Below are 13,955 nucleotides of genomic sequence, written 5' to 3' on the forward strand. Positions count from 1 at the left end.
TAAGTATAGATTACTTGGTACCTGAGCCCGTGAACTGAATGATACATGGAATAAGAAAACCGCCTATATGTGTTGTGAAGGAGGTTGTGTGGCATTTTCGAGTCTGGAAAGAGACGCGCTCCTCTCGGTCAAGGGAGTCGGCCCTACCGTCGTGAAACGATTTGAGGAGATCGGCATAGATACGCTTTTCGATTTGGCGACGTATCAGGCGGATGACATCGCGGAAATGGTCGCTTCAATGCTGCGAACAACATGCTGGAAAAATAGTCCTCAAGCCAAGGCAGCCATCGAGGCTGCAATTTCTCGGGCAAAAGAAGGGGTGTAATGGATCGTTGCACCGGGGCTGGATCGGGACAGACCACGTTCTTCTGCTAGGCGTCCGCCCTGGTTCCCCTCCAGGACGGCCACGCCCCTGCACACCGAAGTCGTGCTGCGAGCTGTAGGGGCCATCGCAGTACGCAAGGATGTCGCTGTCCGCTCGCTCCTCTCCACGCACCGTCGATGTCCGTTCGACGACTCCGAAACGTCGAGCGAGATCCGCCTGATACTCGTCCAGACGCCTCCCCTTGCACTCAACAGCCACGGCGGTGCCTAAGCCGCTATCTCCGGCGATCGATCAGGGTATAAGATCGCGTCGGGCAGGGCCGTCGGTCCGGTTTCTCCGATGGATGACGACTGAGCGGGCGTCGCCTGGCATGCGGCACGATGATTCGAGGCCGTGTGCACGACACCCGCGATCACCGTGGCGTCATGCCATGCTCGACCGCCCTTCACCACTGGACATGCTGTTACCGATCATCGCTCACCGCACCGCAATGCGCGGCCATCTAAATATATGGCGTCATCGCCGAAGATCCGCAGGTTTACAACGAGGAGCTGCGCTCCGCCAATGAAGGATTGGAAACCGCGATGAGAGAGCCTCCAGTGCTCAACGAAGAGTTGATCGCCATGAACGCCCAGCTCACGGAGAAGCTCCGTGAGCTGGAAGAGATCAACGACGATCTCAACAACCTCCTGGAAAGCAGCGAGGTGCCTACGCTGTTTCTCGATCCGCGCTTGCACATCCGTCGCTGGACCCCGGCGACCGACGCTTTGCTGCGGCTCATCCCGACCGATGTCGGTCGCTCGCTGAAGGATCTCGCCTGGTGCTTCGAGGATCCGGATCTGCTCGATGACGCAGCCCTGGTGCTGGCGGGCATGTCGGTCGAATCGCGCGAGGTCCTCAGCGACCAGGGCCACTGGTATCTGCGCCGCATACTGCCCTATTGTTCCAAGACCACGCCGATCAATGGCGTCGTCGTGACCTTTGCCGAGATGACGGCGCGCAAGCACGCCGAGCTGGCGCTCGCCGACAGCGAACGCACCCTGCGTCGCGTCACCGATGCGCTGCCGGCGCTGATCTCGCGCGTCGATGCATCGCTGTGCTACCGCTTCAACAATGCCGCCTACGAGCGCTGGTTCGGTCTCGATCGGGCGGACATTCTCGGCAAGCCGGTCGTCGAGATCATCGGGGAGCAGTCCTTCGCGCGGGCTCGCCCTCGCATGGAGCGGGCTCTGGCGGGCGAGGGGTGCGTCTTCGACGCCTGGCTTCCTTTCCAGGGAGGCGGCACCCGTTACTGTCAGGTGCAGTACATCCCGGATCGACAGGTGGACGGGCGCGTCACCGGTTTCTTTGTGCTGGTCATCGACATCAGCGACCGACGCCGTAGCGAGGAGATCATCGAGCGTCTCAATGCCGAGAACCGGGTGCGGGCGGCCGAACTGCGCGCGGTCTTCGAGGCTGCTCCAGTGGGGATCTATCTCGGACGAGACAGGGATTGCCGCGATATGGAGATGAACCGAGCCGGTGCCGAGATCCTGCGCCTACCCGAGCACGTCAATCCGTCCATGTCCGGCCCCGATGCCGACGCGCTGGCGTTTCGCATTTTCCATGCGGGCGATGAGCTCGCCTCCGAGGATTTGCCCATGCAAAGGGTGGCGCGCACCGGCGAATCCGTGCACGGTTTCGAGGAGGACATCGTCTTCGCGGATGGTGAGATCAAGCACCTCATCGCCTCCGCCGCGCCCTTGCGCAACGAGTCGGGCGAGATCGGTGGCTGCGTTGGGATCCTTGCCGACGTCACGCGCGCCACGCAGGCCGAGCGGCGCTACCGCGAGGCCCTGGAGCGGCTCAAGCTGCATGTCGACCGGTCTCCGGTCGCGTCCCTGGAGTGGGCGGCGGATACCGGCATCCTGCGCTGGTCGCCTGCGGCGGAGCGGGTGTTCGGCTGGAGCGAGGCCGAGGCACTGCAAGGCTCGCTGCACAACCTGGGGCTGTTTCCGGAAGATGAGCGCGAATCGTTCGCGGACATGGTCGGTGGCCTGGTCGGCGGTCTGGTCGAGCACAACCACTGCCTGCATCTCAACCAGCGCAAGGACGGCGAGGTCGTCTGGTGCGAATGGCACAATTCGGTCCTGCGCGACGGCGATGGCCGGTTGGTCTCGGTCCTTTCGCTCGCGCTCGATGTGAGCGAGCAGCAGGCCCTGCAGAGGAGTCTGCGCGAGCAGACCGAGCAGCTCGCCGAGGCCGATCGACGCAAGAACACCTTTCTGGCGATGCTCGGTCACGAGCTGCGCAACCCCTTGGCGCCGGTGCGCAATGCGCTGGATCTACTCGCTCTGGGCAATCAGGATCGGGCCAAGCAGGACTGGGCCTATGCGGTCATCGACCGCCAGACGCATCATCTGGAGCGTCTGGTGCACGACCTGCTGGATGTCGCCCGCATCACCCGAGGCTCGATCACGTTGCGTATGGCGCGCCAGGATCTGGGGCAGCTCCTCCACCAGGCGCTGGAGGTGGTGGATCGCGAGATGCGTGCGCGCGGGCATGAGGTCGTGCTGGAGGTGCCGGCGGATCCGGTGCCGGTGCGGGGCGATGAGACGCGGCTCGTCCAGGTGTTGAGCAACGTGCTGCACAATGCCGCCAAGTACACGGATGAGTGTGGTCGCATCGGTGTCACCCTGGCGCATCACGCCGACGGTGCCAGGGTCACGGTCGAGGACAATGGTCAGGGCATCGCGGCGGAGGCGATCCCATCGCTGTTCGAGGCATTTACGCAGGGACCGCGCTCGTTGGCGCGCGCGGAGGGCGGTCTGGGTTTAGGGCTGACCCTGGTGAAGACCCTGGTCGATCTGCATGGCGGGCGTGTCGAGATCGACAGCGCAGGCGTCGGCCTCGGCAGTCGCGTCACGCTGACCTTTCCGCTCGATGCCGAGCCGGCTCCCGAAGCGCTGGAAGGTCCGGAAGTCGACACGGGCTCCAGCATTGAGGTCACGCCCCGCAAACGTGTGCTGGTCGTCGATGACAGCGCCGAGGTGGTCGAGGCGGTGAGCGAGCTGCTGAACGCACTCGGTCATGAGGTCTCGGGCGCCTCGAACGGCGCAGAGGCGCTGGACGCGGTGACCAGGATGAGTCCGGATCTGATCCTGCTCGACATCGGGCTGCCCGATATCGACGGCATCGAGGTCGCGCGTCGCCTGTTCGACCTGCCTGAACGCAAGGCGATTCGGCTGGTCGCGGTGTCCGGTTATGGCGCGAGTCACCTTGGCACAGATGCGGACCTGTTCGACGCGCACCTCCTCAAACCCGCCGGTCTTGCGGATCTCCAGAAGGTTCTGGAGTAGAGCGTCGCGCGTGGTTCTCGCCCCTGTCCGGGGACGCTGGTGGTTATGCGCCGATGATGGCTTAAATGCACCAGCGTTCCGGTGCTTCCCTTCGTCCCTCATCTCTCGTGGGGGCCGTCTGGAAACTCCGTTTCACCAGCTACCGACATCGCTTGCAGAGGATCGCAATCACGCCGGACGCTGGCGAAGCAGCGCGGCGACGACTGCGGCCCAAGGCATGACGAGGCGCACTAACCTCCCGGTCTACGGGTAGGCTCTTTTACAGAATATCCCTTGGTTCCGCAGGTTGGCGCGACGTTTGCTGTATGTCCAGCCGTCGCGGCGGCCAAATATCCCTCTTCCGATCGGTGTTGGCGTCGTGACGACAGTTCGCCGACGAGATCTCGATCCTGGTAGATGGGCCGTCCATATGTCCGAATTCCTGCACGCCTTGACACGCGCTGTCGTTCCGTTGCTGGCCTTGCTGGCGAGCATCGTGGCGGCTCTGGTTGCGCCGGATTCCAGATTCGCGCTGCTGGTCTATGCCCTCAGCGCATGCTTGGTGGCGTTCGGGCTGATCGACCTCTTCCAGCGCGGCAATGCGGTGATCCGCAATTATCCGGTCGCCGGCCATCTTCGCTTCCTGGCCTATCGTCTGCGGCCCTTTCTGCGCCAGTACATCGTCGAAGACGACCTGGAGGGAACACCGCTGAGCTTCGAGGCGCGTAACTTGGTCAAGGCGCGCGCCAGCGGGGAAACGGATACGCAGCCCTTCGGCTCCGAGCGTGCGATGGACGCGGACGGCTATGTCTGGATATCGCACTCGATCGCACCGGTCGAGGAGGCCGACACCGATCCTCGGGTACGCGTCGGCAACGATCAGTGCCAACAGCCTTATGAGGCGTCCGTGCTGAACATCTCGGCGATGAGCTTCGGGGCCTTGTCGGCCCGCGCGATCGAGGCATTGAACCTCGGCGCGGCTAAAGGCGGCTTCTACCACGACACAGGGGAGGGTGGTCTCTCCGACTATCACCTCAAGCACGGCGGGGATCTGGTCTGGGAACTCGGTTCGGGATACTTCGGCGCTCGGGACAAGCAGGGACGATTCGATCCCGAATCATTTCGCGACAAGGCCCAGCGGGATGCGGTCAGGATGACCGAGATCAAGCTCTCACAGGGCGCGAAGCCAGGACACGGCGGCCTGTTGCCCGCAGCCAAGGTCACCGAGGAGATCGCTGCGGTCCGTCAGGTCCCGGCGCACCGCGACTGTCTCTCGCCGCGTGGTCACTCGGCCTTTTCGACCCCGGTCGGGCTGCTGGAATTCGCCGCCCGCATGCGGGAACTCTCCGGCGGCAAGCCGGTGGGGATCAAGCTCTGCGTCGGCCAGCCGCACGAGGTGATGGCGCTGATGAAGGCGATGCTTAAGACGGGCATCCTGCTCGACTTCATCGTCGTCGACGGCGCCGAGGGCGGCACGGGTGCCGCGCCGCTGGAGCTTTCGGACTGGGTCGGCATGCCGCTGAACGAGGGGCTGGCGGTGGTGCGCAATGCCTTGGCGGGTAGCGGTCTGCGCCGCCATGTTCGGCTTGCAGCCAGCGGCAAGGTCTATTCCGGCATGGGCATCGCGCACAACCTGGCCATGGGAGCCGACTGGTGCAATGCGGCCCGTGCCTTCATGTTCTCGATCGGCTGTATCCAATCCAAGCGCTGCCATTTGGGAACCTGTCCGACCGGGGTCGCGACCCAGGACCGCTGGCGTCAGCGCGGCCTGGTGCCGAGCGTACAAGGCGAGCGTGCGGCCCGGTTTCATCGCAAGACGATCGAGGCGCTCGTCGACATCACGGCCGCCTGCGGCCTGATGCATCCCTCCGATCTGCAGCCGCACCACCTGGCGATCCGAACCGGGGCCGCAGAGGCCAAGCCGTTGGACGAGCTGCAGCACTTTCTGCCGGAAGGGATCCTGCTCGAGGATCCGCACAGCACGCAGTATGCCGAATTCTGGGAGGCGGCCGACCCAGACACCTTCGCGCCCCGGATCGATCTGACCGAGCGGCGCGTTTCCATCGACACGCGCAACACGGGGTTGTTCACATGAGTACGAGCGTATCCGAAGTCATCGTCGACACCTTGGTGCAGGCCGGCACGCGGCGCTGCTATGGCATCGTCGGGGACACCATCAATCATTTTACCGACGCGGTACGCCGCTCCGAGCTGGAGTGGGTGCATGTGCGTCACGAGGAGGTCGGCGGTCTGGCGGCCGGCGGTGAAGCCTATATGACGGGTGAGCTGGCCGCCTGCGCCGGCACCTGCGGTCCGGGCAGCCTGCACTTTCTCAACGGCATCTTCGAGAGCCACCGCAACGGCGCCCCCGTGGTGCTGATCGCCTCGAACGTCGATCGGCACGAGGAAGGGCTGGGCTTCCCGCAGGAGGTCGATCAGAAGAAGCTCTACGAGCAATGTTCCGTGTTCTGCGAGCGGATTGCGCACCCGGATCAGGCGCGGCGTATCACCGCGCAGGCGGCCCAGGCCGCGCTGGCCAGGCGGGGCGTCGCGGTGGTGATCGTCAACGGCGACCTGCTGCAGGAACAATGTGCCGACGGTCTGCGCTGGACGGTGAATCGTGCGACCCCGGTGACCATTCCCTCGAAGGATGAGCTGGAGGCGATCGCTGAGGCCATCGATGGCGCAGCCCGCATCACCCTGTACGTCGGCATCGGTGCGCGCGACGCGCGCGAGCGGCTGATCGCATTCGCCGACCGGATCAAGGCGCCGATCGTTCACACGACGCGCTCGAAGGAGTTCGTCGAGCCGGACAATCCGTACAACGTCGGGATGACCGGCATCCTCGGCAATCGGGCGGGGATGGAGGCGGTCGCCGATTGCGACCTGCTGCTGGCGCTGGGTACCGATTTCGCATACACACAGTTCTACCCGGAGGATGCGCGCATCGTCCAGGTCGATATCGATCCGACGCGCCTCGGTCGGCGTGCCCCGGTCGACATCGGCGTGGTCGGCGACGTGGGGGCGACGCTGGATGCACTGAGCGAGAGGGTCGCCCCGCGTGACAAGGACGAACATCTCCAAAAGGCGCTGGATCAGTGGCGGCAGGATCAGGAACAGTACCGCGCCCACGGCGAGGGAAAGGATCCTGGCCTCATCCACCCGCAGCAACTGACCCAAGCGCTCGATCGCCTCGCCGCTCGGGACGCGATCTTCACGGCCGACGGCGGGTCGCCGATGGTCTGGCTGCTGCGCCATCTGAGCGCCAATGGCCATCGCCGCTTTCTCACCAGCTTGTTGCACGGCACCATGGCCAATGCCTATCCGCAGGCCCTCGGCATTCAGAAGGCGTACCCGGACCGGCAGGTGATCGCCTTGTGCGGCGACGGCGGCATGACCATGCTGATGGGCGATCTGCTGACCTTGGTGCAGGAACGCCTGCCGGTGAAGCTGCTCGTCTTCAACAATGGCTCGCTGGGCTTCGTCGAGATGGAACAGCGCGTCGAAGGCCTGCTCGATGCCTACACCGGTCTCAAGAATCCGGACTTCGGGAAGGTGGCCGAGGCCTGCGGACTCTACGGCGCGCGCGTGGATCGGGCGGATCGTCTGGAGGCGGCGCTGGCGTCATGGCTGGCGCATGACGGGCCGGCCCTGCTCGATGTGGCGGTGAATCGCTTCGAGCTGGTCATGCCGCCCAAGGTGGAGGTCGGTCAGGTCGCCTCGACCGCGCTGTTCGGTCTCAAGGCCGTCCTCAATGGCCGCACCGACGAGGTGGTGCAGCTGTTGAAGAACAATTTCCTCAAATAGGCGATGGGGTGGTCGTGTGGCTGGTTGGTCATGGTCTACACGTCTCCGGCGGTTCCGGGTTCCGGCATCCGTCTGAGTCACGGCCGAGGCCCGAGCGAGCACCGCGCCATGGACTGTGAAACGGCGGATGGCCCGGCTTGAGACCTGCAGCGGTCGGGTGGAACACGCTGTTGTTCCACCCGACCGTCAAGGTCGGTCTCCGCCTCGATGTCCTTTCGGATCGGCCATCACATCAGTGTCAGCCTGCTGGCGGAATGTCATTCGCCCTTGGGCCAGGTGTATGCCAATCGTTGATGTCGTGCGCCGACGGTGACGGTTCTGATCTTGGGCGTGCCCTCGAAGCTCGCCTGAATCTTATAGGTTCCGTCGGGGAGATCGATCAGCAGGATCGGCCCCGAGACCAGATCAAGGACTGGAGCGCCCTGTTGGTCGGAGATCGACACCTGGACGTCTGAAACAAAGGCGCCGTCATCCCTGGCGAAGGTCATCATGAGGTCGTACTGGCTCGCGGCCGATTCCATCGCTGTGGATTCGGGTTGGCCGATACCGCCAGTGACGTAAGTGATGCCGTTTTGTGTCTGCGCCGGTGGCACGGCGCTTGGGTCTGCGGCGATGGCCGCCGTGGTCGGCGAGAGCAATGCGGCCATGAGGATTGTGGCCGCGAACCCATAGCGTTGCTTCATGAACAGGTCAGTCATCGGTGCTTCTCCCGTGCTAGTCGTGATTTCTTCTTTGTGAGCGATCGGTTTGCGACATGAGTCGCGCGATCTCCAGAGATGGTTCACCAACATCCCTTCGTCGGTCGACGAGGGCTTTGCGGAATTCGTGCCAGATGCGATTCACGGTCTGCGAGCTCGCTGCTGCGAGCGACGAATCCGCTCCACAGGCTAGCGGTAGAAGCGCCTGGCTTCCGATCGCGAATCGGGGCAGTGGTTGTATAGAGCCGCTGGTGGGCCTTTTGAGCCGATGTTATGGACGCGATTGCGTTCAGCGATTCCGGTATCCGTGACGATTTCCTTCGCATTCGAGGGTGCGGTTCCTAAACGGGCTGCCCTGCGGACGATGCCTCGCGGTGCGTCGTCGTAGCGTGCGCCAATGGCGATGACGTCACCAATCGAGGCATTGGCGCTCGCGATCGGAGAGCGCTTCTCCCGGCGGCTCGACCAGGCGCTGGCATTCGCTTTGCTCAACGCTGGTGTCAGCTTATCTCCGTCGTGCGAACACGACGCGCTATCGCAACCACATAGAAGGACACGCCCATGTTTCATCCCTTGCTTCAGCCGATTATCGCCTTGATCGCCGGAATCCTGATCCTTGCGCGTCCCGCGCTGCTCAGTTACATCGTTGCCGTCTATTTGATCCTTTTCGGGATCCTTGGATTGGCGGCCATGCTGTGAGGGACGAGTACACGACGCTCGGCGGTGGTCGGCAGGTCGTGCCCATTGCGGCATTCGCCCGCTCGTTCCGCGCGACGGTCGGCTCGCCGAGCAGGAGACCATCATGAACGCAACGCAGACCTCAACTCTTACCCTGTTGGTCATCGCGGCCGCCGTATCGGCGCCGAGTCAGGCTGCCGAATCGGCCGCCCAGCGGTTCGCGACAGAGTTCTCCGGGCCGGGTCAGGTCATCGTCGCGCCGCCCGGCAAGCTCGATGCGCAGGACCGGGCCTTTATCGAACAGGCCGCCGCCTATCATCGCGATCAGGTCCGAGCCGCCAAGCGCGTGTTCGCCCGAACCGATACGCAGGCGATTCATGACTATGCCATGCGTGTGGATCATGACCACTCCAGCGCTTACGCCAAGCTGAGCGAGGTCGCGGCCATGCATGGGATCGAATTGCCCAGGCTGGACCAAGCGTCGAACGACAGCGGCAAGACGACGGACTCCAGTGCGACGAACGATGCGTCCCTGCTGCGAGAGACCATCGAGCGTCACAGGTCCGAGCTTGCGCGCTTCGAGCGGGAGCGCAAACGGGGCAAGGCGCCCAACCTCAACGCCTATATCGACGCGACGGTGCCGGTCGTCGAGGAACATCTCAAGCTCGCGCGCCGGCTTCTCTCCGCGATGGCCTCTGCAGGCGCCGACCAAACGCAGGTCGAGCGCGGCCGTTATCTCGCGCGTGTCGGCGACTGCGAATCCTGCCACACGCGCGAGGGCGGCGCGCCCTATGCCGGCGGCCGCGCGCTGAAGACGCCCTATGGCGGGGTGATCTACAGCGCCAACATCACGCCCTCGCCCGAGGGCATCGGCGGCTTCTCCGACAAGGACTTCCTGACCGCGCTGCACGAGGGGCTGTCCCCGGACGGCGAGCCCTATTATCCGGCCTTTCCCTATCCCTCCTTCACCAAGGTGAGCGATGAGGATGCGCTCGCCATCAAGGCGTATCTCGACACCATCGAGCCATCCGACTCTGTGCCGCCGAAGCCGGATTTGCCCTGGCCGCTCGGCATCCGCGATGCACTGTATGCCTGGCAGGAACTCTTTTTCGAGCCTGGGCGGTTCGAGCCCGATTCCAGCAAATCGGATGCATGGAACCGTGGCGCCTATCTGGTCGAGGGGCTCGGTCACTGCGGCGCCTGTCATACGCCGCGTAATCTCGCTGCCGCCAAGGTCGGGTCGGAGGCGTTGACCGGCGCGATGCGCCAGGGTTGGCATGCCCCTGACTTGAGGGGATTGGGTGAGGAGGTCGCGGGATTCAGCGTCGACGATCTCGCTGAGTTCTTGCAGTCGGGTCATGCCAAGCCCGCCAAAATCGGTGCTGGGCCTCGGACGGTGGCGATGGGGCCGATGGCCGAGGTGGTGCATGACAGTCTCTCGTATCTGAGCGACGACGACCTGCACGCCATGGCCGTCTACCTGAAGGATCTCCCGCCGATTCGGGAGCAACCGGCGGCCATCGACCGGCAGCAGGCGCTCGATCCGAAGCTGTATGCGCTGGGTGAGTCGCTCTATCAGGGGTGGTGCGTTGCCTGTCACCGCGACAGCGGTCAAGGCCGGCCGCCCTATGTGCCTGGATTGCGCAACAATCCGGTCGTCAAGGATGCCAAGGCGAACAATATCGTGATGTCCCTTTTGGTCGGTTCGCTGGCGGATGTGACCCAGGCCTATTCGCCCTATGTGCGCATGCCAAGCTTTGCCGAGACCTTGGACGATACCGAGATCGCCGCAGTGGCCACGTATCTGCGCGCGCGCTGGGGCGACGCTTCCGGCGCTCAGGTGCCGGTCTCGCTGCCCGCGCGACTGCGCGCGCAGTTGGATCAAGGCGAGCCCCGGAAATAGTCGTCGTCGAAACAGGCGGCCTGTGGCCGCTGCCGCCGCGAATCGGAGACGCGGCGGCAGGTCCGATCATCCCATGCGAGGAGAACACCATGACGCACACACGAGGCCTTCTTCGCCACGGGGTCAGCGACTGGACTCTCGCGAACCGTTCGCGCCCGCGATCGGGGGGGTAGCAACCGGTTGCTCGTCACTGCCTATGGCAACAGTCTGCGCGCCCTGGTCAACCTTATCGATGGGGTCGGTTATGGGGGCGTCCAGCAACTCGAAATCCCGACCGGGGTGCCTCTGGTCTACCGGCTCGATGCGGACCTGAGACCCTTGCGCCATCAGTATTTGTAAGGGCCTTGGCTTGGCATGGCTGGCGATCCGGGCACGTCAAGAGGTGGTCGGGGGGTGAGAAATTGCGCTCAGGCTGTTAGCCTGTTAGGCCGTCCGTGATTGCGACAGGTGACAGGCTGTCGTGAGCCGAGTTCAACCACGACCACAGATCCGAATCAGGTACGAAACCATGCGCGACAACGAAACAGGCACCGCCGATGAAACCCAAGCGGGGCTTTTCAAGCTCGACGTCCACCCCTGGGTGTTCTTCAGCTCCGCCGCGATCATTGTGTTCTTCGTCGGTCTGACCATCTTTTTCGAGAGTACCGTCGACAATCTGTTCCATGTCGTGCAGGGGGCGGTATCGACCTACGCCGGCTGGTTCTTCGTCGGCACCATGAACCTGATCCTGGTCTACGTGGTTTCCTTGCTGTTCGGGCGCTTCGGCGACATCCGTCTCGGTGGCGAGGGCGCCAAGCCTGAATTCTCGACGCTCGGCTGGTTCGCGATGCTCTTCAGCGCCGGCATGGGTATCGGTCTGCTGTTCTACGGCGTCGCCGAGCCGATGTTCCATTACGTCGCCTCGCCATTGGCCGAGCCGGGCACGCCTGCGGCGGCGCGCGTCGCGATGGACTTCACCTTTCTGCACTGGGGGCTGCACCCCTGGTCGATCTATGCCCTGGTCGGGCTCGCGCTCGGGTTCTTCGCCTTCAACAAGGGGCTGCCGCTGTCGATCCGCTCGGTGTTCTATCCGCTGCTCGGCGAGCGGATCTATGGACCGATCGGCAATGTGATCGACATCATGGCTACGGTTGCGACCATGTTCGGCGTGGCGACCTCGCTGGGGCTCGGGGTGCAGCAGGTCAACGCCGGCTTGAGCCATCTGCTCGACTTCATTCCACAGAATGCCAGCGTGCAACTGGTCCTCATCGCCGGAATCACCATGATCGCGACCTGGTCGGTGGTGCGCGGACTGGATTCGGGGATCAAGTTCCTGAGCCAGATCAACATCGTGGTCGCTGCGGCGCTGATGTTTTTCGTGCTCTTGCTCGGACCGACGCTGTTCATCCTGAATGCCTTCATCGAGAATCTCGGCGTCTACGTCCAGAACTTCGCATCGCTGAGCACCTGGAACGAAACCTACAACGACACCGCTTGGCAAAACGGCTGGACCGTCTTCTACTGGGGGTGGTGGATCGCCTGGTCCCCGTTCGTGGGGATGTTCATCGCCCGCGTCTCCTACGGGCGCACCATCCGCGAGTTCATCAAGGGGGTGTTGCTGGTGCCGACCCTGGTGACCTTCCTGTGGGTCACCATCTTCGGCGATACCGCGCTGCATATCGAGATGTTCGGCGACGGCGGTCTGGCCAAGGCGGTGCAGGAGAACATCCCGGTCTCGCTGTTCGTGATGCTCGAGAGCTTGCCGTTGAGCGAGATCTCATCGGTGGTCGCCATCGTCGTGATCATCACCTTCTTCGTCACCTCGTCCGACTCCGGCTCGCTGGTGATCGACATCATCACCGCCGGCGGCAATACCGAGCCACCCGTGATTCAGCGGGTGTTCTGGGCCATCCTGGAGGGTGCCGTCGCGGCGGCGCTCCTGCTGGGCGGCGGCCTGGTGGCACTGCAGACCGCTGCGATCTCCACCGGGCTCCCGTTCGCCATCATCCTGCTCGGCATGTGCTGGTCGTTGCACCTGGGGCTCGTCCACTACAAGACGGGGCAGGGCTTCGAGCTCGGCGTGCAGGGTTACGAGGGACCTGAATTCAAGACCTATGCCACGCACAAGATGCCGACCTTCGGCCGGCGTCAATTCTGGCTGACCGAGGCGCTCCAGCGGCGCACGGGGGCGGCGATGCGTCCTCGCCCCACCCCAAGTCCCGCTTTCCAGATCGAGGGTTCCAGCGCTCGGAGCGAACCGAACGACTCCAAGGAGACGCCGACCGGAGGCAAGACATGATCGTCAAGAGTATTCGAACGCTCGGCGACACCCTGAGCCGGTGGAGACGCGCGGGCCTGTTCGCGGTCCTGATGTCGGCCGCCGCCTGCGCATCCGCCGCAGACGCACCGACGCTGCGCATCGCCTATGTGGACTGGTCCTCGTCCGTGGCGAGCGCCAATGTGGTCTGCGCGGTCCTTCGCGAACGACTCGGACATCCGTGCGAACTCATCGAAACGACCGCCGATGCCATGTGGCGGATGGTGGCCGACGGCGAGGCCGATGCGCTGCTGTCCGCCTGGTTGCCCGATACGCATGCCGAGTACTACGCCGAGTACGGAGATCGGCTCGCGGATCTCGGTCCCAATCTCGTCGGCACGCGCACCGGACTCGTCATCCCCGCCGTCGGCGTTGGGCGTCAGACCGGCGGTCGCGGCGAACGCACCCAGCCGGCGCTGGACATCGACAGCATCGCGCAATTGGCCGAGCACCGGCAGGCGCTCGGGGGGCGGATCGTCGGCATCGATCCGGCTGCCGGGATCATGTCCGCAACCGAGCGCGCGCTCGATGCCTACGGCCTCGAAGGCTTCCGGCTGATCAAGGGTTCGGAAACGGCGATGACCCAGGCGCTCGCGGATGCCATCGCGCGCAATGCCCCCATCGTCGTCACCGGCTGGGAGCCGCATTGGATGCTCGGACGCTGGTCGCTGAAATTCCTGGACGACCCCAAGAACGTCTATGGCGGGCGAGGAAGCATCCATACGCTGGTTCGCCCCGGCCTGGCACGGGATGACCCTCAGGCCCAAGGCGTCTTGGACCGCTTCGAATGGGACTCGCAGGCCATGGAGCAGTTGTTGGTCTGGATTCATCAGGACGACGGACGAGACCCTTATGCACAGGCGTTGCGATGGACGCGGGCCAATCCTCGGCGCGTGCAAGCCTGGATGGGCACCGATGGGGCCGATTGACG

Annotated in this window: 10 protein-coding genes; 9 read left to right on the forward strand and 1 reads right to left on the reverse strand. The window is 64.1% G+C overall.

What is annotated here, in order from left to right:
- Window positions 1-88: 88 nt before the first annotated feature.
- From ACFSJC_RS00765 to ACFSJC_RS00780, 4 genes are all read left to right on the forward strand, one after another.
- Complete coding sequence (locus ACFSJC_RS00765) at window positions 89-325, forward strand: helix-hairpin-helix domain-containing protein (RefSeq protein WP_386021792.1); 237 nt, start codon at window positions 89-91, stop codon at window positions 323-325.
- A gap of 584 nt (window positions 326-909) precedes the next feature.
- Window positions 910-3,663 (forward strand): PAS domain-containing protein, encoded by a 2,754-nt coding sequence (locus ACFSJC_RS00770; RefSeq protein ID WP_386021795.1) that lies wholly within the window; start codon window positions 910-912, stop codon window positions 3,661-3,663.
- Between the two features lie 409 nt (window positions 3,664-4,072).
- Window positions 4,073-5,737 carry an FMN-binding glutamate synthase family protein gene (locus ACFSJC_RS00775; protein WP_386021797.1) on the forward strand — a complete coding sequence of 555 codons (1,665 nt, stop codon included), beginning with the start codon at window positions 4,073-4,075 and terminating at the stop codon, window positions 5,735-5,737.
- Window positions 5,734-7,449: a thiamine pyrophosphate-dependent enzyme gene (locus ACFSJC_RS00780; RefSeq protein WP_386021800.1), complete on the forward strand. Its 1,716-nt coding sequence runs from the start codon at window positions 5,734-5,736 to the stop codon at window positions 7,447-7,449. Before ACFSJC_RS00775 ends, ACFSJC_RS00780 begins: the two co-directional genes overlap by 4 nt.
- Window positions 7,450-7,706: 257 nt before the next feature.
- Here the strand turns inward: ACFSJC_RS00780 and ACFSJC_RS00785 are convergent, their stop codons facing one another.
- Entirely contained in the window at window positions 7,707-8,147 is a 441-nt protein-coding gene (locus ACFSJC_RS00785) for a hypothetical protein (protein WP_386021802.1), read from the reverse strand.
- Between the two features lie 561 nt (window positions 8,148-8,708).
- On the opposite strand from ACFSJC_RS00785, the gene ACFSJC_RS00790 reads away from it, so the two are divergent.
- The 5 genes from ACFSJC_RS00790 (at window position 8,709) to ACFSJC_RS00810 (ending at window position 13,953) form a co-directional block, all read left to right on the forward strand.
- A complete protein-coding gene (locus ACFSJC_RS00790; protein ID WP_386021804.1) occupies window positions 8,709-8,846 on the forward strand; it encodes a DUF3096 domain-containing protein in 138 nt (45 codons plus the stop codon).
- Between the two features lie 103 nt (window positions 8,847-8,949).
- Window positions 8,950-10,728 carry a c-type cytochrome gene (locus ACFSJC_RS00795; protein WP_386021806.1) on the forward strand — a complete coding sequence of 593 codons (1,779 nt, stop codon included), beginning with the start codon at window positions 8,950-8,952 and terminating at the stop codon, window positions 10,726-10,728.
- 180 nt (window positions 10,729-10,908) lie between these two features.
- Window positions 10,909-11,067 carry a hypothetical protein gene (locus ACFSJC_RS00800; protein WP_386021808.1) on the forward strand — a complete coding sequence of 53 codons (159 nt, stop codon included), beginning with the start codon at window positions 10,909-10,911 and terminating at the stop codon, window positions 11,065-11,067.
- Window positions 11,068-11,236: 169 nt separating this feature from the next.
- Window positions 11,237-13,006: a BCCT family transporter gene (locus ACFSJC_RS00805; protein ID WP_386021809.1), complete on the forward strand. Its 1,770-nt coding sequence runs from the start codon at window positions 11,237-11,239 to the stop codon at window positions 13,004-13,006.
- Window positions 13,003-13,953, forward strand: a complete 951-nt coding sequence (locus ACFSJC_RS00810) for a glycine betaine ABC transporter substrate-binding protein (protein WP_386021811.1) — start codon at window positions 13,003-13,005, stop codon at window positions 13,951-13,953. Before ACFSJC_RS00805 ends, ACFSJC_RS00810 begins: the two co-directional genes overlap by 4 nt.
- The last annotated feature ends 2 nt before the right edge of the window (window positions 13,954-13,955 follow it).

This window comes from Thiorhodococcus fuscus, from assembly GCF_042682685.1.
GTDB lineage: Bacteria > Pseudomonadota > Gammaproteobacteria > Chromatiales > Chromatiaceae > Imhoffiella > Imhoffiella fuscus.

What these genes read in the sequence shown, in the direction of transcription:
- ACFSJC_RS00770 (WP_386021795.1), top strand. Translation starts at nt 910, where the DNA reads ATGAGAGAGCCTCCAGTGCTCAACGAAGAGTTGATCGCCATGAACGCC.
- ACFSJC_RS00775 (WP_386021797.1), top strand. Translation starts at nt 4,073, where the DNA reads ATGTCCGAATTCCTGCACGCCTTGACACGCGCTGTCGTTCCGTTGCTG.
- ACFSJC_RS00780 (WP_386021800.1), top strand. Translation starts at nt 5,734, where the DNA reads ATGAGTACGAGCGTATCCGAAGTCATCGTCGACACCTTGGTGCAGGCC.
- ACFSJC_RS00785 (WP_386021802.1), bottom strand. Translation starts at nt 8,147, where the DNA reads ATGACTGACCTGTTCATGAAGCAACGCTATGGGTTCGCGGCCACAATC.
- ACFSJC_RS00790 (WP_386021804.1), top strand. Translation starts at nt 8,709, where the DNA reads ATGTTTCATCCCTTGCTTCAGCCGATTATCGCCTTGATCGCCGGAATC.
- ACFSJC_RS00795 (WP_386021806.1), top strand. Translation starts at nt 8,950, where the DNA reads ATGAACGCAACGCAGACCTCAACTCTTACCCTGTTGGTCATCGCGGCC.
- ACFSJC_RS00805 (WP_386021809.1), top strand. Translation starts at nt 11,237, where the DNA reads ATGCGCGACAACGAAACAGGCACCGCCGATGAAACCCAAGCGGGGCTT.
- ACFSJC_RS00810 (WP_386021811.1), top strand. Translation starts at nt 13,003, where the DNA reads ATGATCGTCAAGAGTATTCGAACGCTCGGCGACACCCTGAGCCGGTGG.